The following is a 21,307-nucleotide window of genomic DNA, read 5'->3' as shown; positions in this document are numbered from 1 at the left end:
TAATGAAGATTTGAAGGGAGTTAAAAATGGCGAATTATCTTTATAAACTAGGAAAATGGGCAGTAAATCAAAATAAGAAAGTTATAGGTGGAACGATAGGTATTCTCATTATAATTACTATCGCGGCAATAAGTTTGGGTCCTTCCTTTAGTGAGGATATGTCTATACCGGGTACTGAATCTGCCCAAGCAGGAAAAATATTAGAAAAGGAGTTTCAAACTTCAAAAGAACCAACACCTGGTACTGTAAATCTAGTTCTAAAAGCACCCAAAAATCAAACCTTAGAATCTAAAGAAGTAGTAGATGTCATTAATCAGACACTTGATGTGATTAAAAAGGATAAGTCTGTTGTCTCTGTTGCTACACCTGCAGAACTAGGTAATTTTAATAAAAATAAACAAATTGGATATGCGGTAGTGACATATGATGTCCTAGCAAATAAAGTAACAGAGAAATCAAAGGAAATAATACTGGACAGTATTGAGGAAACAAGAGATGCAGGTATCCAAACAGAGTTAGCAGGCACAGTTGCCTTTTCTGAATTAGAGATAGGTGGAATAACAGAAGTAATTGGAGTAGTTATTGCTTTCGTCATTCTCGCCATTACTTTTACATCCTTTTTGGCAGCTGGTATGCCAATCATTACAGCAGTAGTAGGTTTAGGAATAGGAATTTTAGCAATCCTTATTGGAACAAATTATTTGGATATTCCGTCATTTGCGCTTTCTTTAGCCGCTATGTTAGGACTTGCTGTTGGGATAGATTATGCTTTATTTATTATCTCAAGATTCCGGCAAGAACTTTCAAAAGGGCATAGTTTGCAGGAGGCAGTAGCTATTGCAACTGGAACTGCTGGTAGTGCGGTTGTATTTGCTGGGTTAACAGTTATTGTTGCTCTTTTAGGATTAGCTGTTGCAAAAATTCCATTTCTAACTATGATGGGAATATCTGCAGCAATTTGTGTTTTATTTGCAATTTTTATTGGGGTAATTTTTGTTCCAGCTATTTTAGGGGTTATGGGGGATAAAATTGGTCCTTCTAGAAAAAATAAATTTTTAGAAAGACTAACGAATAAAAGGAAAAGAAATGAATCAAGTAAATGGGGGGATATTGTTACCAAAAGACCTTGGACAGTCACTATTTTAGGGGTTTTAGTACTTATAATTGTAAGTATCCCATTCTTTCATATGCAACTCGGTCTTCCTGATAATGGAACAAAATCAGAAGAAACAACAGAAAGAAGAGCATATGATTTACTATCTGAAGCATATGGTCCTGGGTACCACTCATCTTTAGTAATATTGGCAAAAACAGATAAAAATAGTGGAGATATACAACAAAAAATCAATGAAGTGATAGATGAATTAGGTGAATTATCGAATGTAGACAGTGTAAGTCCACCAATTCCAAATAAATCAGGAAATATCTACATGATATCAATTACTCCAAAAACCGGGCCTAACGATATAAAAACGAACGACTTGGTACACTCTATAAGAGAATTATCAGATAAACTGACTAATAAAGATCAATTAGATTTGTTAGTTACGGGTTCAACGGCTGTTAATATAGACATATCTGAAAAGGTGAACGACGCATTACCGTTATTTGCTAGTTTAATTGTGGGATTTGCGTTTGTCCTTTTGGTTTTAGTATTTAGATCAATCCTTGTCCCATTAAAAGCTGTTTTAGGTTTCTTACTTTCACTTGGAGCAACTTTGGGGTTTGTTGTATTTGTAATTCAAGATGGAAATCTTATAAACTTATTTGGTTTTCCTACTGAAAGTCCTGTCTTAGCTTTTTTACCTGTTATAGTAATAGGTATATTATTTGGTTTAGCCATGGATTACGAAGTCTTCTTAGTAAGCAGAATGCGTGAAGAATTTACACATTCAAAAGATGCAAAAAAAGCTATACTAGCAGGACTAAAAGATAGTGGAGGAGTAGTGACAGCTGCAGGTCTGATAATGGTTTCTGTGTTCACAGGCTTTATGCTTGCCCCCGATCCAATCATTAAATCAATGGGATTCGCGTTAACTTTTGGGATTGTTTTTGATGCTTTTATTGTAAGGTTGGCAATAGTACCAGCTGTAATGACATTAATGGGAAAAGCAGCATGGTACTTACCGAGCTGGATGGATAAAATTCTTCCAAATATTGATGTTGAGGGAACTACGATACAAACTGAGGTAGCTGAAGAAAAAAACACAAACAATAAAAAATATTCTAATTTAGTGAAAGAAGGAAGAATGTCAGAATAAAACATGATGAATAATTACTGTTTCAATTACCCGGTAGTCAAGAAGCCGGGTTTTTCATTCTATGAATGCACTTATTTAACAGAATGTTTCTAAATTCATTTAACTACAGTAAAGTGTGATAAGGACAAGTTTGTGAACAAATGTACTTAAAGTTTTCAATAAGTTCAACGATTTGAATCGGGCGCTTTTATTTTAATAAAACGAGAACACATATTATATATGACTAATATGTGTTCTTCTTTATTTTTAAGGTTTTTAAAATTTAGGTCTTGATAAGGTTATTAACAGCTAATAAGTAAAAATGAGGAGGACCACCACAAACCAAACATAAGTGGTCCTTTGCTTTTACTATTAGGAATATGAGCTGCGGCAACAATCTTAACTTAAATTAGTGAAGCAAAAACTGCAATCTTTATTCAGCTGATTTTTTGATAACAGTAAAAATGGCCTTATATCTGATTTATAGCAATATCCGGAACATTTCCCTAATATATAGATAACCATGTTTCTTTATTTTAAGTACCACAAAGTTTTAATATCCTAAGAAAATTCCTAGATTAATAGTCTTTATGAGTATAGATTTACTTTAACACTGTTTTTTCCCGATATAAGGGATTCAATCATTCAGTTATTTTCTATCTCTGGCAAGAGCCGCAGCAAGATTAATACATTCAACCACGGTAACCGATAAAAATATGATATCCTTGGACCATTTGATGACGAAATCCAAGCTGACAAATATATAAAGCAAGAAGGTGGGGGGATAATGATGGGTAAAAAATCAGGCATTACAAGCTATCTGGTAAAAGATAAGGATATTATGTACATTTTTTAATAATGTACAATGATTTTCTATCTACTTATGCTTTATTATGAACGATTCGTTTAAGATTTTATAATTATGTACAATGATTTATAAAGATAATATACAGAACAGGGAGTTCCTTTCATCGCTGATGGTGTATCGATAATCAAGATTGGCGGTTCAATCACCGATATCGCCACAGCGGCAGAGCAATTCCTTGGTAAATCCAAAGATGACCGTGAACAGGAAGCCCGGGAAGTATTGGAGGGACATCTTTGTTCCATCCTTGGGTCGATGACAGTCGAGGAAATATATAAAAACCGAGAAAAGTTTTCCCAGGAAGTTCAGAGGGTAGCCTCGCAGGACTTAGCTAAATATAAATAGTTAAAATCTAATGACATCTTTTAAAATTCTTTTTCGCCATAAAATCACTAATTATTTTATTAATTCATTTTTTCCTTTATTGTTTATTGAAGTATGATACCTTGCAAATGTATAAGTTAGCGTACTTTTTGGTGTGGGGGTACAATGACTGGGTACGAGGTGAGCATCGACGGAATTTTGTTCGAGGAACTTAATCCTAAGTGAAAATCTATACATAATAATATTTTATAAACGTGCTACTATTAACTTTAGGATGTTTTTTTATTTATAACAAATAACCTAAATTATTTTGAAAAAATAATATTTCGCACGAATCTTATGGCTGCTTTTTATCAAGACCTATAACTTTGATAGGTTTTTTTATTTGTTTATAAGGTTTTTTTAAAAATAAGCAAAAAAAATAAATAGGAATTGAATATTGTTACTATTCAGTTTTTTTACTTAAACCTATTGTGGAAAACCTTTAGGTATGGTAATTTTGTAACAAATGCAAGATAGTAACCAATAAATACTGTATTTTTGGGAAGTAGGTGAATTCAGAATGTACACTAAATTATGGGATATTAAAAATATGCTGGACCCCGATGATCAGTTAAGGGCTTTTGCAAAGCACTATTCCTCTTTAAAAATAGCAGGTATGCATTACATTGATTTCAATAGCAAATTAAATATTATTCATATATACACACCCAACCAAGAGTTACATTATTACGGGACTAGCTACTTACTTAATGGGAAATACATGAATAACCCGATAAACACGGTTCTAAGAATGGCACAAGATCTTAGGAAATTTCTTGATTTTATAATGATTTGGAAACTAGATTTGTTACAGGTTAATACATTAATAGTGATTGAAGCATTTGTAAGCTATTTAAGGTTATTAAAAAAAATTAAAACAGTTCCTTATAAAGCAATTGAGTGGTCTTTAAGGGATAAATTACCATTGCATGATAAGGCAGTGTTGTTTGGTAAATTAACATCACTCGGACTAAATAATCAAGGAATTCTAGAACAAGAAGTATTTGAGGATTATGAATATGAAACAATTAAAAGCTGTGTACAAACTGCATGCGGTTTCATGGAGTTTTTAAGGGATGACACTAAGGAATATGTAAATTTGGATCTTTCGCCAATACCATATAAATATAAGAAATTCGAGACTGTTTTAACCGGTACAACAAATAGGAAATCACGTAAACTAATTGCTGATACTCATGCAATTTTAGAGGATGCTAATATTAGGAATTATGACAAAGGAGGCATTAAACCACTTTCAGTGGAAGTGATGACTATAGAAGATATAGTTTATTTCAGAGGAATGATCCGCTCTAGTGACTTCCAAACGAACCTTTTATTCTATGTCCTGATTAGTTTTGGCTTACGTAGGTCAGAAGCACGAAATCTAATGATTGTATCTAAAGGAATACCTAAAGATTTATATCTTTGGGACGTTAATAAGGCCAGACAATGGCTTTTAAATGAATTTAAAGGTGATATATCATTCGATAAAAAAATGAATTGTTGGGTCTGTAATGTAATAAAAAGAAAGACAGAAAATTTCCAGTGTCAAAATAAAAGTGCAAATCGAGCAATTCCACTTCTTTTTTCACAGAGTGAGTTTACCAGTTTATTACTAGAACATATTACAGCAAGACAATTATGGTTGGAATCTTCAAAACAGACTCATGATTATTTGTTTTACTCCAACTCAAATAATTCTAAAGGCAAAGCAATATGCGGAGGAACAATATATTCAAAATATCGAACTATAATCTCCGGATCAAATAAGGAAGAATACTATTTGAATTTTTCTCCTCATTCATTTCGGCATTTTTTTGCCACTTATTTAATTCGCATTAAGCGTATACCGCTTAGCGATGTATCTCGTTTCCTTGGACACCAATCTGAATCTACGACCAAAAAGGTCTATCTTCACTATTTACCTAATGTTGAGGAGCAAAATAGGGAAAAAAGCAGAGTATCTGACATGCCTAAAACTTTTATTAATGGTAGAAGGAGTAACTAATCTATGGATACAAGTTGGATAGAAATGAAAGATTTTCCTCAAATGAATTCTAAAACACCAGAGATGAGAAGAATACCTGGTCTTATCAAGAAATTAAGACGTGAGTATCCAACAGGTACCGACTGGCTAAATACACCATTAGAAAAAAAGAAAACTATTCTGTGCGGAAATACAAAAGAATATGCATATATAATCGCTTGGATACTTGAACGAAGACTTACGGAAGATCCTAATTATAGAAAAAAGTTTATAAAGTACTTAAGTAAACAAACTAATAAAATGGGCGTTCTTTGTTTCAATTATTCCCTTTATTATAGTTTAATAACTCAGGAAGAAATTGAAAAAATTAAGGAATTAAGACCAAATCGAACAAATTTAGTTATTAACACAATAAGTAGAATTTGTATTTCTTATGGCAAGCCTTTCAAAAACATTACTGATAAAGATTTACAGGATGAAATTATTGATTGGGTTTTTACCAGAGGGGTAACGTCTAGAGAGGGGATACAAAATATTAGATTCTCTCTTGGTTATACAATAAAAGCAAAAATAAAATCTCAGTCACAATCTATGTACCTCGTAGAAAAATATCCGTTTTTAACAAGAGAAATTCAGGATTTTCAAATTCACCTTAAAAATGAAGGCTATGCATCTAACACTATCAGAAAAAAAAACAGTTCTTTAGCCACGTTTTTGTCGTTTTTGGTAGAACAAGAAGTAGAATTAAGGCAATTTAACAAATATGATTTTTTAAAATACAGAGATTGGTTAAGTTGTAGATATAAGAATCCTTCTGTTATATATAACAAGGTTATTGAAACCAAATTATTTATTGAATGGGGTTTAAACGATTACCCCTCCTTTCCAAAAGTAATTGACTGTCCAAATAAATTATTGGCATCACTTAATAAAGCATCTGTGGACCATAATGATAATAACGATGGACTTGCATTTCCGATAGAAAACTTAGCAAACATAATAATTTCTAAGTGCTACGATTACTCTCCGAAGACGGAAATAGAAGCACTTTGTAGGGATTTCTGGTTAATTGTTGGTACATGTCCAGTGCGTTTTGAATTTGCCATTTCACTGTCACATGATTGCTTACAGCCCATGTTAAATGATGATAGACTTTTAGGATTAATATCTGATTATAGAGATAAAGCAGGTAATATACATGGTCACTTTCCTTTTTTTGATCAAATTGGAATTCAAGCTGTCAGAAGACTCCAAAAAAGGTGCGTAGAACTCGGCTTTAAACCAATTTATAATCCTAAGAACAATTTAACATATATTCATTTGTTTCAAATTGAAAGTGGTTTTCTAAGTGATTATACAGTTAGAAAGTTTTTACATGAAAAAATCCTTCCTGGTATTCAAGATCTAGAAAACTACAAAGCAGAAAATGATGGAGAATTATTTAAAATCGGTGCTCATGGTTTTCGTCATCATATTGCTACCATAGTTCAAGCTAGAACAAGTAATACGAGAGCAACTCAATTTATATTAGGACATCATGATATAAAAATAACTTATAAATATTTAAGAAGTAGAGTCTCCAGGAATACACTTCTTTATTCCATAATTGATGGATACGAAAAAAAGACTTTATCCGGTAAATTCTATCTGAAAATAATAGAGTTATGGGCTGACTCTACAATTGAGGATAAAAAGCTTTTTGATGTTCTAACATCAGAAACAGATTTGTCCAATTTTCTTAAGCAATATGGCCGTAAAAGAGATATGGGATGGTGTATGACAGAAGAAAGTTGTGAGAACTTTTATCGGTGTTGGGGCTGCCATCACTTTATCCTTCGGAAGGAAGAAATTGAAGAAGCAATTATTAAACTTGCAAAGCATTTTGTACATCACAAAAATTTAATTAAATCTAGTAAAAACTATACGAATGAAAATCCTGTTGCCGCAGATTCTATAAAGACGATAGCCCTTATTCAAAAAAGATTAACCGATTTAGGTGTCAAACCGGAAGGGATATGGGAGATGGTTAAACTTAAATTGTCAGGAAGGGATATTAAGGAGGCACTTCAGAATGATTAACTTTAACCAGTTACGTAATAATGATGGTTTTTTTATTAGAATAAATAGTGTTGCTATTGAAATGTTTAAAGAAGCCCATTTCACAAAGGAGGAATGGGCCGCTATCGCTTCTAAATCCTACCGCAATAGAATAAAGTTTATTCTCGATACTCCTTTTAATCAAATTATTCAATTTCCAGTTCTGAATTTCGTAAATTCAAAAACAACAGTTCATGAAAGATTAATTCTGAGTTATTTATCTAGACTGGCTCTTTTACAAAGGTATAAATTCCCTCTTGAATATTCAATGCAATTTGACAATCAATTTGGATTGGATTTTGAAAATTTACCTAATTTTCAAATTATCTCTGAATTATTCGATAAGCACTATTTAGAATGGTTCCCGTTAAATGAAAATGACAAAAAGCAAATAAATTTAGATAAAAAACGTATTCTTTCAATTGCTTTAAGATATTGGCTAGCTGGTTATGGTTTAGTAAAAGGTTTAGGGTATGCGAGCATTACACCGGAACTAGTACTTGACCTCGGTTTAAAATATAAAAATAATACGGAAAGAACGCATAGAAATATAGTTTTGTTCAGTTTCCTATTATCAAAAGCAAAGGATTCAGCTTTCACTGAACCTGTACAATTCAGGGGTAAAACGGACTTTTATGAATTGGAAAAAAGAACATGGGAAGAAAATCAGCATGCTCTGAATAGCGAATTAATTAGTGAAATTAAGAATTATGTTTTTGGTTTTTTACTCCAAAGATCAAAGAACAATTGCTATCAGAATTACGTAACAAGGAAAGGCGAAAAACGTACAATTTCCTATGAAAAAATTAATCCGAATTACTGGAATACACAATCACAGCGTTTAAGGAAATTATGTTTCGAATATTTAAATCCTAATAGTATTCATACAATTCAGGATGTTCTTGATGGAAAAATCTTAAATATATTATCTGATTTAAAAGATGATGTTTGCAAAAAATATTTTACCGGAATTGTTTCATCATTTAGAAACTGGTTTGATTATTATAACAATGAACATCAGTTAAATGTAAATAAAAAAAGCTTGCTGCCCAATGTTCGGATGGGAACTTACGATACACAATACGGGAATCACATTAATTTCAGACAAGCAGTGAGATTAATTGAAGTTTTATATGATGATCAATCTCCCTATCATGAAGATAATAGAATAAACTATTTTCGACTCAGACGAGCCTCATTACTTTTGTTGGAGACTGGAAAAAGAGTCCATGAATTAAGTATTTTAAAGTACAATTGTTTGAAAACCAACACTTATGGTGATAACTTTTTACAATTTCATAAGACAAAAACTAAGAAAAACCATAGCATTAAATTAACAAAAGAGGCTGTAAAATGGGTGGACCAATTACAAAAAGTAGCTCCAATTTACCCTATAGAAATGAGTTCAAGTGTATATAGGGGAGGAGATGACTTGAAAGAAACAAGGTTATTGTCCGATAGTTCCGGGCAATTTCCCTTCAATGGTTCATCTGTTACAAATTATTTGGTTAATTTACAAACGAAAATATGGGGTGAGAATTTACCAGGAGGCAGATTTTTAACAGCACATGACCTAAGAAGATTGTGTGCTACATACTTGAAAATTAAAGGCAATACCGATGAAGAAATTGAAGAACAACTGGGACATGACAATTTGCAGTCCCAATATACCTATACACTAACAATTTCAAACGATATATTAGAAAGTTTTAATGAAATTGCAAACGAGGGTATATATGGAATAGATGCGGTAGAGACAGCATGTGATGATTCAAATGTTACATTTGTCCTCGATGAAAATAAAGCTTTGCACGTAACCTCAATGATTTTAGATACCATTCAAGATGAAGAAACTGCAAAATTATTTTTAGATAAATTAATGTTAGACCTTGAAGATTTTGAATTTACTACAGAAGACTCTCAAATGGAGGGTGAAATTCCAAGAGGATTTCCAATGAAAACTCATAACTGCAATGCTCATTCTAAAGTGACATGTTTTCATCATACGCTGAAATGCTATAAGTGTAAGAAATATAGTCCTGACTTAGATATGTTGTTAGAACATAAAGCGGAGCTTGTAAGATGGGTCGTATTCCATCATCATAATGAAAATATGCTTAAAAAAAGTAAGGATTTACATGAAAAAAAGTCGTTGCCTATAAGAATTACTGATATAAAGAGAGATTTGGATGAAACTTTTATAGAATTATTTCAAAAGTTTGAGCTCTTAGAAAGCGAATGTAAGAAAATTGAAAAAGAGGTCCATCAAAAAGCCAAGTCTTATATATCTAAATATTACAAAAAAATGCCTTCTCCTACGGTAACACAAATGACTAATTTTATACAAAATGGAGTGATTTAGTTGGCTAATAAACGCTTTACTAAACAAGAATTAACACGAAGTGCAGCAAGTGCAAAGAGAACCTTTATTAGAAAGGCGAAAAACGGAATATATATCGATCGTAAGATTACTAAAGGGGAAGCAATAGAAAAAATTGCTTCTCTTTTACATGTTACTACAAAAAGTCTTTACAATATTAAAGAACGTAAAGATTACTTAGATGAATGGTATAATAAGCTCCTAAATGAGGTTCATGAGATTAATCAGGAGATTATGACCGAAAAGAATATCACTTCACTTGAAACTCTAAGAAATCTAACCATTGAGCAATTATTAGAAGAATTGAAAATAAGAGATCAAAAACTAAAAGTGTATAGAACGAAGGTATTGAACCAAGAGATATTGATAGAGAAACTAATGAAGAAGGTAATAACTCGATATGATAAAATTGAACCAATATAAATATTATAAAAATTGAGCCTAAGGAAACAGGAAGTCCTTAGGCTGTTAACTGAGAAGGGGAAATCGTTTTTCCCCTTTTTTTGTAGACTTTTAATAATAGGGTGAAATTTAATTAATAAAGGTGAAGAATCTAGATAAACATTGTATGTAGCTGCAATAATCTTGTTTCTCAAGGCTTGTTACATAATTGTATAGCCAATCTTAGGGAGTAATAAAATGAGATTGACTTATCTTTCTAACGCCGGACTATTTTTTCTTTTTATTGGAGAAAAAGAATACTCAAATCTTGCTTCTGGTTAATAGCAACTTGTCTTCAGAATGATAAGAAATGGTTAAAATTTTATTATGAAGATGAAAAATCCTTTACCCACTCTGCATTTTGCAGCCGTTTTAGCTTTACACCATTCTTAACTACTAATCAGGCGGGAATAAGTTGCATAACCCTGTTCTGAGTGAGGAAGGGGTTAAAAAAAGTTGTTTAATTTTGATGTTATTACTTCACCGCTGGTGTTGAAATAATGATGGGAGAAAATAAGCGTTAGAGTATGCTGATGCTCTAAATGCAGTTTTTTTTAGTTAATAAACCAGGCACAAGTGGCTCAACGTTATGCCAAATCAGAAGCGATAAGTGTCAAAGATGCAAAACCCCACGGATTTTAATAGTATTGGATGTGGGTGCACGGTATCTTTTTATAAATTAGAAAGATAAAGAAAATATGCTTCGAAATAAAGGTTATTGGTTTTTAAGGTTTTATATGAAGTTAGGAGTTGTAATTATGGCTATTCCTTTTTGGTTTTTAAAATGGGCATAAACTAAACTATTTCTTGAATAATGGACTCAGTAAAAAAAAGTCCGGTTTTTTTTCCATATTCGGTTAAAAACACAATGAGAAAAGTTTAGTCGGTATTCTTTCGTTTTGGACAATTCTTGAGAGAAATCATTAATTTATAAAATAATTTACTTATCCCCTTGTTTTATATTAGACAAATCGAATTTAATACAAACACCTTAGCTAACTAAGAGAATTAATTCGAGATTGGGGATAAATAAAATGACTGTAAGTAAATCAGCAGGAGAATTGAAATTAATAAATGGAGATGTCTTTAATGAAATTAAAAAGATAGATAGTAATTCTATTCATTTAATCTGTACGGATCCGCCGTATTTTATTTCTAGAAAGACGAATTTTAAAAGTGGTGGCGGTGACCAAAAAAAATATGGTTCTATTTCAATGGAATTTGGTGAATGGGATTTAGAAGAGAATAGTTTAAACTGGTTTTCCCTATTACAAGAATTTAAAAGAGTACTAGTTCCAGGTGGAACAATGGTCATCTTTTACGATATTTTTAAAATGGATGATATATCAATAGTTGCAGAAAAGCAGAAGTTGAAACAACAAAGAATAGGGATTTGGGAAAAAACGAATCCGGTCCCAATTAATGCAAAAGTAAATTATTTGTCAAACTCAAGAGAATTTTTTATATCCTATACTAAAGGGACAAAAAGAACGTTTAATTCTTATTATGATAGGGCTATTTATGAAGCACCTATAGTTAGTGGAAAAGTGAGATTTCACCCTTGTCAAAAGCCGGTTTCTGTTCTCGAAAAAATCATTGCAACTCATACTAATGAAGGTGAAACAGTATTAGATTGTTTTATGGGTTCAGGATCAACAGGACAGGCTGCAATAAACCTAAATCGGAACTTTATTGGTTTCGAATTAGATGACACCTACTTTAACAAAGCTTCGAATGCTTTGCATAAAGATACATGAAGCTAAATGATGTTGTTTCGCTTTAAACCTCCGAAGACTTCGGGGTACCCCTCATGTGACAATTACTAATTGAACTATTCAAGGCTTTAACCCCGAACATAACGATTTGTTTTAAACACCGTTTGCCGCGGTGTTTTTATTTTGAAAAGAAAAATGAAATGTGGAAGTTAGGTGAAAATTTCTATGAATAATTAAGAACGCTTGTCTGGTGTGGATGGAGATGTTCAAATGACAATCTGTGACAAAGGAATTCTAAAGTGGAAGGCAGCTTTGAGTTTACCTGAACAAAAAGCTTTTCAAATAAAAATGAACAAGGATTATTTTTACACATTGCAATGGAATTTGTTTCCCCTGCAAAGTTTACTGTAGGGGAAAAGAGGGGGTTAACTGAGAGTATACAGGGGTAATACATCGTTTAGATCCAATAACTAAGATGATTTATTTAGAGTTGGATAAAGAAAAAAGAATACATAATGAAAATAAAAATTTGAGGATATTATAACAGTAGAAATAACTTATGAAACGGTTGAAAACTGATTTAAAACATTACTAGAAGTAGATAAAAGTAAACTATTAATCTATTTGAATAGTATCTAAACAGTAAGTTCAATTCCTATTAGGATCAAGCTGATAATTTTGATAATTCCTACTATTGTATATAATAGTAGGAATTAATTGAACTTAGGTGTGTTAAAATGGCCCGTACTTAATCAAATGAGCTATAATTACAGCTATAATCCCTATTCCATATTGTATTAGAATCAGTGGCCAGACCCATTTTGCCCAACGTATCCAAGGAATCCCTGCAAGGGTTATAGCCGCCATGAAATACCCTGATGTTGGAAAAATAATATTCCCAATTCCATCCGCTATGGAAAAAGAAAGTACAGTTGTCTGTCTAGTAACCCCAATTAAATCTGCCAATGGTCCCATAATTGGCATAGTTAAAGCAGCTTGTCCACTTCCAGATGGAACTACAAAGTGAATAAGAGCTTGGAGTATAAACATTCCTACAGCACTAAACACTGAAGGAACATGTTGAAGGACAGAGGAAGTATGATGTAAAATCGTATCGATGATATGTCCTTGTTCAAGAACGATTAATATTGCTCTAGATACTCCAATAACTAGGGCTCCTGTAATTAACCCAGCTGAACCTTTCATAAATGAATGAACGATTTGATCTGCTGAAAGTCTGCCGACAAGACCTATGAGAATTGCTAGTATAATAAAGAGAGCTGCAATTTCTGTAATATACCAGTGAAATTTGATTACACCAAATGCTAAAAAAATGAAATTAAGTAAAAAACAAAAGAGAACCCATTTATGTCTTCTTTCAAAAATAACAGGGGAGTTCAGTATTTGCTCTAAGTTTATATCCTGATAATCCCCAAAATACCCAAGAGTACGGTCTTTCTTGACTTTCATGGCATGTTTGTAAACAAATCCAACCCCTACTACATACATCACAATAAACAATAAAATCCGATATGTGATTCCAGAGAAAAGGGGAAGGCCAGCAATTCCTTGGGCAATGCCAACGGTAAAAGGGTTCATGACTGCCGTTGTAAAACCAATCGAAGCTCCTATTAATACGATGGCTGTTCCAGTAAATACATCAAATCCTAGAGCGATGGCAAGTGGAATAAGAATTGGAATATAGGCTAGGGTTTCTTCAGCCATTCCCATAAGAGATCCTCCCAATGCAAAGAATAACATCATAACGGGAATTAACCATTTCTCCTTGTTAGCGAACTTTCTTGACATAACTACCATTAAAGTCTCGATTGTACCGGTAGCTGTAAGGACACCGAATGTACCTCCAATAATAAAAACAAAAAAGATGATATCGGCTGCTTCCACCATTCCGGTGTGTATGGCTTTGAAAAAACTAAAGAATTGAACGGGTGATTGATCTATTCTGGTAAAGGATCCTGCATCTACTATTTCACGTCCGTTTTGTTCAACCCTTTCATACTCTCCTGCCGGAATAATGTGGGTCAGTATAGTGGCAACCAATAGTACGAATAGCAGCAAAACAAATACGTCGATTGTTTTACTTTTATTTGTTTTTTCACTCTTCACCTCTTCTATTTTCTGTTGTAATTGAACCAAGTTATTTCCTCCCTCTCTTTAAATTCATAACATTACTTTTGTTTCATCTGTTATTAAAATATTAGAATTATTCTGTTTATTTAACAAATTGAAAAATCCTATAGTTACAATTTGATAAATTAATAGTATTGTTTTTTTTCGTTTTATTAAATGAAACAGTAAATTTATTAATTTTCCATAAATTCTAATTTTAATGATAAATGTTTACTAACTATAAAAAACTTCAATTACAACCATAAAACCTTTTAATTAGTTGTATTACAACGATTTATATACAATTTAACAATAAAGAGTATTCTATTGTATGCGAATTGGAATTTAAATCAGTTACTAGGGGGAATAAAAATGGTCACAGCTGAATTGAATAAATTAACAAAATGGGCAATTGAACATAGGCGATATTTTCATCAGTATCCCGAATTATCTGGCGAAGAATTTGAAACACGTAAATATATTAAACAGCATTTGGACAAGTTGAATATCGAAATATTAGATTATGAACCTCCGAGCATAGTAGGATATCTTAAAGGTACAGAAGGTAGCACAACTATTGCCCTTAGAGCCGACATGGATGCACTTCCTGTTGTAGAAGAGGGTGAAAAAAGTTATATTTCACAAAAACCTGGAGTTTCTCATGTTTGTGGACATGATGGACATATGGCTGTGTTATTGGCGGTAGCCAAGTGGTTGTCCGAACATAGAAGGGAAGTAAAACCAAATATCGTTTTTATTTTTCAATCCTCAGAAGAAATGTCTCCTAGTGGTGCTGAATCTTTAATACGACAAGGGGTATTAAATGAAGTCGATATAATTTTTGGAATTCACTTGTGGCAACCCCTTCAGAAGGGGAAGATTGGAATATGCTCTGGTGCGATGATGGCATCAGTAGATGATTTTTGTATTACGATCGAAGGAAAAGGAGGACATGGTGCTTCACCTCATGAAACAGTAGATTCTGTTTATATATCAAGTCATATTATAGGAGCACTTCAATCTATTATCAGTAGAAGAATTGATCCACTGGATCCAGCTGTTATATCTGTTGGGAAAATAGAAGCAGGAACTTCTTACAATATCATTCCTACAAAGGTATCCATGTATGGGGCAATACGAACTTTATCAAATGATACAAGACATTATATTTGTAGCGAAATGAAGAAAGTAATTGAAGGAATTTGTAATAGTTTTGGAGCGAATGGATATTTAGAATTGTTCGGGGGATTATCTCCTGTGATTAATGATAAAGAAATGAGCCGTTTTGTAGGGCAGACAGTCAAAACAGTGTTTGGGACAGAAGTATTAGTTCACGTAGAACCTACCATGGCATCGGAGGACTTTTCTTGTTATTTAGAAAAAAGAAAAGGAGCTTTTATTTTTGTAGGAACTGGAGGAGAAAAGAGCGCCTATCCACATCATCACCCCAAATTTGACTTAGATGAGGATGTTTTAGAGACGGCAATAAACTTATTCATAGGACTTGTACTAAATTATGACGAATAGTCCAATTTGGATCATTTGTTGAAAAGATAGCATTTACTAAAGAATATTCAAACAGTATTAAACAAAAAAAGTCCTGAATAACATCAAATATATTATTCGAGGACTTTTTGTTTAATATGAATAGAAAGCAAAGCACATTCTTTACTATATGGTAGCTACCCAAGCATCCTTTAATAAGTCACTAAAGGAATTAATAGTAGCACCTTCTGTTCGTGTTTTTAAATAAATTAAAGATGTTTCAATCGTTTGAGTACAATAATGTAAAGGAACAAGTAGTCCGTTGGCAAGTTCTTCTTTAATGACATTTTCTCCGAGTAAAGCAATCCCTGTTTGATTAAGTACAGCACGTCTAATGGTTTCATCACTTCCACCGAATTCGATGATAGATGCCGGTCTATAATCCATCTCAAAAAAGCATTGTTTAATTAGCGTATCAAAGCTACAGTTTCCATGAAAGGCTAGAAAAGGATATTTTTCTAATATTTTTTCTTTAGTGTTATCTTTAAATATTTCTGCAGCAACTACAAGTACTGCCCTTTCTTCACCAAGAACATGACTTTCAATATCTTTATGGTTACATTCACAAGCAATAATTCCTATATCTGCTTCATTACTAAGGATTTTTTCAATAACGTCCAGACTATTGGAAGGAATAAGTTTTAATTTAACTTGTGGATGAAGGTTAATATAGGCATTTACCAAAATGGATAGGTAGTGACTACAGTAGTATTCAGATGCAGCAATAGATAGTCTTCCAGATGGACCATTCAATTCCTCCAGGTCTCTTTCTAATTCCTCGACAACATTAAACAACTTATCTGTATGTTTTTGCAACTTTTTACCTGCGGGAGTTAAAAAAGTATTTTTTCCAATGCGAGTAAAAAGTGAATGACCAAGTTCTCTTTCTAATACTTGAATTTGTAACGTAATAGTTGGTTGTGTGTATCCTAAAATTTTAGCTGCCTTTGTCATATTCAGTTGTTGAGCAACAACCTGGAAAGTTTTCAAGTTTCTAAGCTCCATACTTTTTCCTTTCATACCTGAAAAAATAGATATAAAATTTGCATTTAACAGTTATTAAATTTTTCTATGGTTACCATTAAATTAATTAATTTTATCCCTATTTTAACCTGTGATAAATTTATTACGGGCACAATTTAGATGATATTCATACTATCAGAAGATGAATATAAAGGCAAAATTCTTGGGTTAACATTGAAAATTAAAAGTATAATTAAAATTAGGATCATCTTACAATATAGAGGGTTTAAAACTCTTTATAGTTAAATAGATTTAAGTTAAATCAAACTCATATACTGAAAGGGGGATTAAGATAATTGCAACTATTAATAGTAATTTAGGGAGTTGGCTTGTTTCTTGATAATATATTAGCTAACTATACGTTTATAGCTGATTACTGAATTAGGATAAATTAGAATCTCTTGCAATCTTTTTGTTGTGGGAAATCCTTATTTTAACAGGCTACATTAATGCATTACAATCGAAAATAAAAGGTTGAATAAAAACTAAAAATAACTATAAGGAAAAAGAGGCCCATGCATATTTAATAAGAATATGTGCTGGGCCTCTTTTTATTTAATTTTATAATTAATTTTTGGAGATACTAAATCACTAAGTTTATTTAATAGATACTATTAAATTAATCAATTTTTCACTTTGTTAAGACTGTGATAGATTTAATTGGAACTTAGTAGTGGCAACTACTTTGAAGATAAAAAAATTAAAGGAGGAAATAACTTTGTTCCCATTTAGAGTTTTAAATCAGGAAAATATTAAAGATTTATTAGACATGAGAACTGCAATAGAGTTGGTAGAAAGAGCTTATACGTTGAAGGAGAAAGACGAGGCTTCTTTATTTCCGATGGTATTTCATGAGTTTAAACCTGGTAAAGCAGATATGGATATTAAGTCAGGAGAATTAGTAGGTGCTAATATCTTTGGTCTTAAATTAGTTTCATGGTTTGGGGACAATCCTTCTAAAAACCTTCCGGCCGTTGTAGGGACAGTTCTAGTGTTGGATAGTCGTACAGGAGCGCCGCTAGGTATCATGAGTGGAGAGTTTATTACTATGATGCGCACTGGAGCTGCTGGAGGTATAGGAGCCAAATATTTGGCAAGAAAAGATTCAGAGTATCTCGTTTTGGTTGGTTCAGGACATTTAGGACCTTACCAAATTATAGCTACTTTGATGAGTATGGAGAATATCAAAAAGGTAACTGTTTACAACGCTAATTCTTTTGAACATGCTAATGATTTTTGTAAATCGATTAAGGATAAATTATTGGAACTTCTTGCTCCTTATAAAGTTATAGATGAAGAATTTTATAATCAAATGCTTCAAAGAATTAACATTTCATTTGAAGCAACACAAGATATTCAACAAGCAACAGAACAAGCTGATATCATTATCACTGCAACTCCAGCCCGTAAACCTATAATTAAAAAAGAATGGGTGAAACCAGGAACGCATATATCGTGTATAGGTGCAGATATGGAAGGTAAGCAAGAAATTGATGAAAACCTTTTTGTTAACTCAAGAGTGTTTGTAGACGATGTGGGTCAAGCCATTAGTGTCGGTGAGACTGAAATTCCGTATAAAAAAGGACTTATTGCAACGAATCAAATTGAGGAAGAAATAGGTAGTGTGATTTTAGGTAAGGTTGCCGGTCGTGTTACTAATGAAGATATTACGATTTTTGATAGTACGGGAATATCTTTACAAGATTTATTAACAGCTAACTATCTTTTAGAACAAGCAACTGAAAAGAAACTTGGTCTTATTACAACACTTTAATATATATATACAAAGGAGATTTATTATGAATATTAAAACATTTGCAGTTGAACAATGGATGAATGAATACGAAGTGGAAGCTGTGTATAATATTGCAGAGACTTGTGTAGATTCGATAACAGTAAACGAATTAATCTCAATAGATGGAACGGATCCAGAAAAATTTCTAGTTGATTTGGGCAAGAACAGATTAACGTATGGGCATATTGAGGGCTCTCCAGACTTTAGAACATTAGTAGCAAATCAGTATCAATCTCTTGATGCTGATAATGTACTAGTAACAAATGGTGCCATTGGTGCAAACTTTTTATTACTTTATACTCTTATCCAACCAGGCGATCATGTAATTGCTGTCCATCCAACATATCAACAATTATATGAAGTTCCTACATCATTTGGCGCAACTGTAGACTTATTGCCTTTACGAGAAGAAAATAATTATTTACCGGATTTAAATGAGCTGAAATCCTTAGTGAATGAAAAAACAAAAATGATTATAATTAATAATCCCAACAATCCCTCCGGCGCTATTATCGAAAAAGAAATGCTTGAAGAGATTGTAGAGATTGCTCGTTCTTATGATGCTTATATCCTTTGTGATGAAGTATATCGTAGGTTATTACAAGAAGACGATCTAGTAGTTCCTTCTATTGTAGATTTATACGAAAAAGGTATAAGTACATCTAGTATGTCAAAAGTGCTCTCATTAGCGGGTTTACGACTTGGGTGGATAGCCGGACCAAAAGAAGTAATTTACGAGTGTTTTAGACATCGTGATTATACAACGATCAGTTGTGGTATGTTAGATGATATTTTGGCAGTACATGCTTTGAAGAATTATGACAAAATTTTAGATCGTAATCGTAAAATAATTAAAGAAAATTTAACTATTTTAGACGCATGGGTCGAACAAGAACCTTTAATTTCTTATGTTAAACCACGTGCTGGTACAACTGCTATGCTTAAATATGATCTTCCTGTTTCTTCAGAAGATTTTTGTATTGGCCTCTTCAAAGCAAACGGTGCATTTCTCACGCCTGGTTCTTGTTTTGATATAGAAAGTCATGTTCGAATCGGTTACGCCTGCAAAACAGAAGTTTTAGAACAGGGGCTTCAAAAAGTATCAGAATACCTTCGAACATTTAAATAATTGATATTTAAAATTATCTTAAAGAAATTTTAAATACAATGGCCAAAGATCATCCTATTTGTCAGATGCTTTAGCAACTCTCGAGATAAAACAAAGAAGAGAATTTATTTGGAATTAGAAAAACCTAAAGAATAAAAAATCATTGGCGTATTCCTGGGTTAGGATTAATGATTAGAAATGAAATTATTAATCCTAATACAGGTAAAACAGATGGTGATGCTATGAATAGAATTTTAGATTTTTTCTTTAGAGCAGGGAGCACTATTTTATTTCTGTAGAAACAAAAGTGAAGTTATTCAAAGGTTCCTCTGTTAACAGCTAGTAAAGAACAATTCGATAAAGGGTTAAGCTTGATAGAGTATTATCAAATTATGAAAAAACACTAAACTAAAAAGTTGTTAAAAGGGACATCAAAATTAAATAAATCTCAGAGTTTCATAGATTTTTAGCATTAATAATGTCTTATTATATGACTTATTTTGGATAAAGAGAGAGCAATACTAGATTACGCTCCATATAAATCTATTTTGAAAAAATAAGTGGGGAAGAATTATGGAAAGAATTATTGAAGAGATTAAAGTTATTGCAAGATGTTTAGATGCACTCAGTAATATAGTATATAAAGATTTTCAACTTTCTAGGGGACAGTACTTGTATCTCATTCAAATCTGTGAACACCCTGGAATAATTCAAGAAAAGATAGCTGAAGTGATTAAAGTGGACAGAACTACAGCAGCTCGCGCTATAAAAAAGTTAGAAATAAATGAATTTATAAAAAGAGTAGGTGATAAGGAGAATAGAAAAATAAAAAAACTATTCCCTACAGTAAAAGGAAAAGAAATATATAAACTGATAGAAAAAAAAGAGAAACACTTTAATGCAACAGCTCTTCAGAGTATTAATATTGAAGAACAGAAATTAGTTTTAAATCTTATTCAAAGAATAAGAGGAGATATTGAAATTGATTGGCGGCTTATAAAAAAGGGTTCTGGTACAATAACTCCAAGATAATTACAATTAATCTCTAAATCATGGACACATTGTTACTATTAATTTAAAAAAGGCCGATGATTAGTTATGGGAAAATAAAATTTATTTAAGTGGAAACATTATCAGCCTGACATGATTTTGTGAACAGAGAGATGGTATCTACGGTACTACTTGAGCTTTCGTAAATTACTGGTGACGATGGAAGCACGTGGCGTATCGATGACTCACTCAACATTATGCGCGGGTTCATCATTACAGATCGGAATTAGATGAAAGAGTACGGCGTACTTATAAGCAATGACTCTTGGTGCGTCGATGAACGTATATCAAAGTAAATGGTCAATGGATGTATCTGTATCGTGCAGTGGATTCCTAATTTTTTTCTCAGTAAAACGGGTGACAAAAAAGGCTGCGAGCGCTTCATCAAGGAAGCATTGCTGTCTTTTCATGTATCTAAACCTCGACTCATTCCGTTCGATAAGAATCAGGTTTAAATATAGGGGAAAACATATCTGAAGGATGCAACTTAGTATTTGAATAAATAGTTCAAAATCGAGTTTCCATAGTTGATGATTTTATGGAAACTCGAATTAGCATGGAATGC

The 21,307-nt window shown here is 32.4% G+C and carries 12 protein-coding genes and 2 pseudogenes; 12 read left to right on the top strand and 2 right to left on the bottom strand.

The window, feature by feature from the left end; translation table 11 throughout:
- Positions 1-26 precede the first annotated feature (26 nt).
- From NYE63_RS16245 to NYE63_RS16215, 7 genes and pseudogenes are all read left to right on the top strand, one after another.
- Positions 27-2,261, top strand: a complete 2,235-nt coding sequence (locus NYE63_RS16245) for an MMPL family transporter (protein WP_342601890.1) — start codon at positions 27-29, stop codon at positions 2,259-2,261.
- A 925-nt stretch (positions 2,262-3,186) separates the two neighbouring features.
- Positions 3,187-3,441 (top strand): annotated as a pseudogene (locus tag NYE63_RS16240) (flotillin family protein); the annotation flags it as partial.
- A gap of 550 nt (positions 3,442-3,991) precedes the next feature.
- A complete protein-coding gene (locus tag NYE63_RS16235) occupies positions 3,992-5,479 on the top strand; it encodes a site-specific integrase (protein ID WP_342601889.1) in 1,488 nt (495 codons plus the stop codon).
- A 3-nt stretch (positions 5,480-5,482) separates the two neighbouring features.
- Entirely contained in the window at positions 5,483-7,537 is a 2,055-nt protein-coding gene (locus NYE63_RS16230; protein WP_342601888.1) for a hypothetical protein, read from the top strand.
- The gene (locus NYE63_RS16225) at positions 7,530-9,917 is read left to right on the top strand and encodes a site-specific integrase (protein WP_342601887.1); all 2,388 of its coding nucleotides are present in this window, start codon (positions 7,530-7,532) and stop codon (positions 9,915-9,917) included. Before NYE63_RS16230 ends, NYE63_RS16225 begins: the two co-directional genes overlap by 8 nt.
- A complete protein-coding gene (locus NYE63_RS16220) occupies positions 9,918-10,358 on the top strand; it encodes a hypothetical protein (RefSeq protein ID WP_342601886.1) in 441 nt (146 codons plus the stop codon). It abuts the gene before it with no gap.
- Between the two features lie 1,052 nt (positions 10,359-11,410).
- Entirely contained in the window at positions 11,411-12,133 is a 723-nt protein-coding gene (locus NYE63_RS16215) for a site-specific DNA-methyltransferase (protein WP_342601885.1), read from the top strand.
- Positions 12,134-12,823: 690 nt separating this feature from the next.
- Here the strand turns inward: NYE63_RS16215 and NYE63_RS16210 are convergent.
- Positions 12,824-14,218: an AbgT family transporter gene (locus tag NYE63_RS16210; RefSeq protein WP_342605792.1), complete on the bottom strand. Its 1,395-nt coding sequence runs from the start codon at positions 14,216-14,218 to the stop codon at positions 12,824-12,826.
- Between the two features lie 375 nt (positions 14,219-14,593).
- On the opposite strand from NYE63_RS16210, the gene NYE63_RS16205 reads away from it, so the two are divergent.
- A complete protein-coding gene (locus NYE63_RS16205) occupies positions 14,594-15,748 on the top strand; it encodes an amidohydrolase (RefSeq protein WP_342601884.1) in 1,155 nt (384 codons plus the stop codon).
- Between the two features lie 144 nt (positions 15,749-15,892).
- Here the strand turns inward: NYE63_RS16205 and NYE63_RS16200 are convergent, their stop codons facing one another.
- The gene (locus tag NYE63_RS16200; RefSeq protein ID WP_342601883.1) at positions 15,893-16,756 is read right to left on the bottom strand and encodes a LysR family transcriptional regulator; all 864 of its coding nucleotides are present in this window, start codon (positions 16,754-16,756) and stop codon (positions 15,893-15,895) included.
- Between the two features lie 751 nt (positions 16,757-17,507).
- Here NYE63_RS16200 and NYE63_RS16195 point away from each other — a divergent pair.
- From NYE63_RS16195 to NYE63_RS16180, 4 genes and pseudogenes are all read left to right on the top strand, one after another.
- Positions 17,508-18,563, top strand: a complete 1,056-nt coding sequence (locus NYE63_RS16195; RefSeq protein WP_342601882.1) for an ornithine cyclodeaminase family protein — start codon at positions 17,508-17,510, stop codon at positions 18,561-18,563.
- Positions 18,564-18,588: 25 nt separating this feature from the next.
- Positions 18,589-19,713: an aminotransferase gene (locus NYE63_RS16190; protein ID WP_342601881.1), complete on the top strand. Its 1,125-nt coding sequence runs from the start codon at positions 18,589-18,591 to the stop codon at positions 19,711-19,713.
- A 552-nt stretch (positions 19,714-20,265) separates the two neighbouring features.
- Entirely contained in the window at positions 20,266-20,724 is a 459-nt protein-coding gene (locus NYE63_RS16185; protein ID WP_342601880.1) for a MarR family transcriptional regulator, read from the top strand.
- A 111-nt stretch (positions 20,725-20,835) separates the two neighbouring features.
- Positions 20,836-21,188: pseudogene (locus tag NYE63_RS16180) on the top strand (DDE-type integrase/transposase/recombinase); the annotation flags it as partial.
- Between the last annotated feature and the right edge of the window lie 119 nt (positions 21,189-21,307).

It is taken from the genome of Peribacillus sp. FSL E2-0159 (assembly GCF_038643155.1).
GTDB lineage: Bacteria > Bacillota > Bacilli > Bacillales > DSM-1321 > Peribacillus > Peribacillus simplex.
The sequence above is the reverse complement of the archived record's forward strand: the minus strand, read 5'-3'. Positions and strand labels throughout refer to the sequence as shown.

Coding starts and splice junctions, on each gene's coding strand:
- NYE63_RS16245 (WP_342601890.1), top strand. CDS start 27: ATGGCGAATTATCTTTATAAACTAGGAAAATGGGCAGTAAATCAAAAT.
- NYE63_RS16235 (WP_342601889.1), top strand. CDS start 3,992: ATGTACACTAAATTATGGGATATTAAAAATATGCTGGACCCCGATGAT.
- NYE63_RS16230 (WP_342601888.1), top strand. CDS start 5,483: ATGGATACAAGTTGGATAGAAATGAAAGATTTTCCTCAAATGAATTCT.
- NYE63_RS16225 (WP_342601887.1), top strand. CDS start 7,530: ATGATTAACTTTAACCAGTTACGTAATAATGATGGTTTTTTTATTAGA.
- NYE63_RS16215 (WP_342601885.1), top strand. CDS start 11,411: ATGACTGTAAGTAAATCAGCAGGAGAATTGAAATTAATAAATGGAGAT.
- NYE63_RS16205 (WP_342601884.1), top strand. CDS start 14,594: ATGGTCACAGCTGAATTGAATAAATTAACAAAATGGGCAATTGAACAT.
- NYE63_RS16190 (WP_342601881.1), top strand. CDS start 18,589: ATGAATATTAAAACATTTGCAGTTGAACAATGGATGAATGAATACGAA.
- NYE63_RS16185 (WP_342601880.1), top strand. CDS start 20,266: ATGGAAAGAATTATTGAAGAGATTAAAGTTATTGCAAGATGTTTAGAT.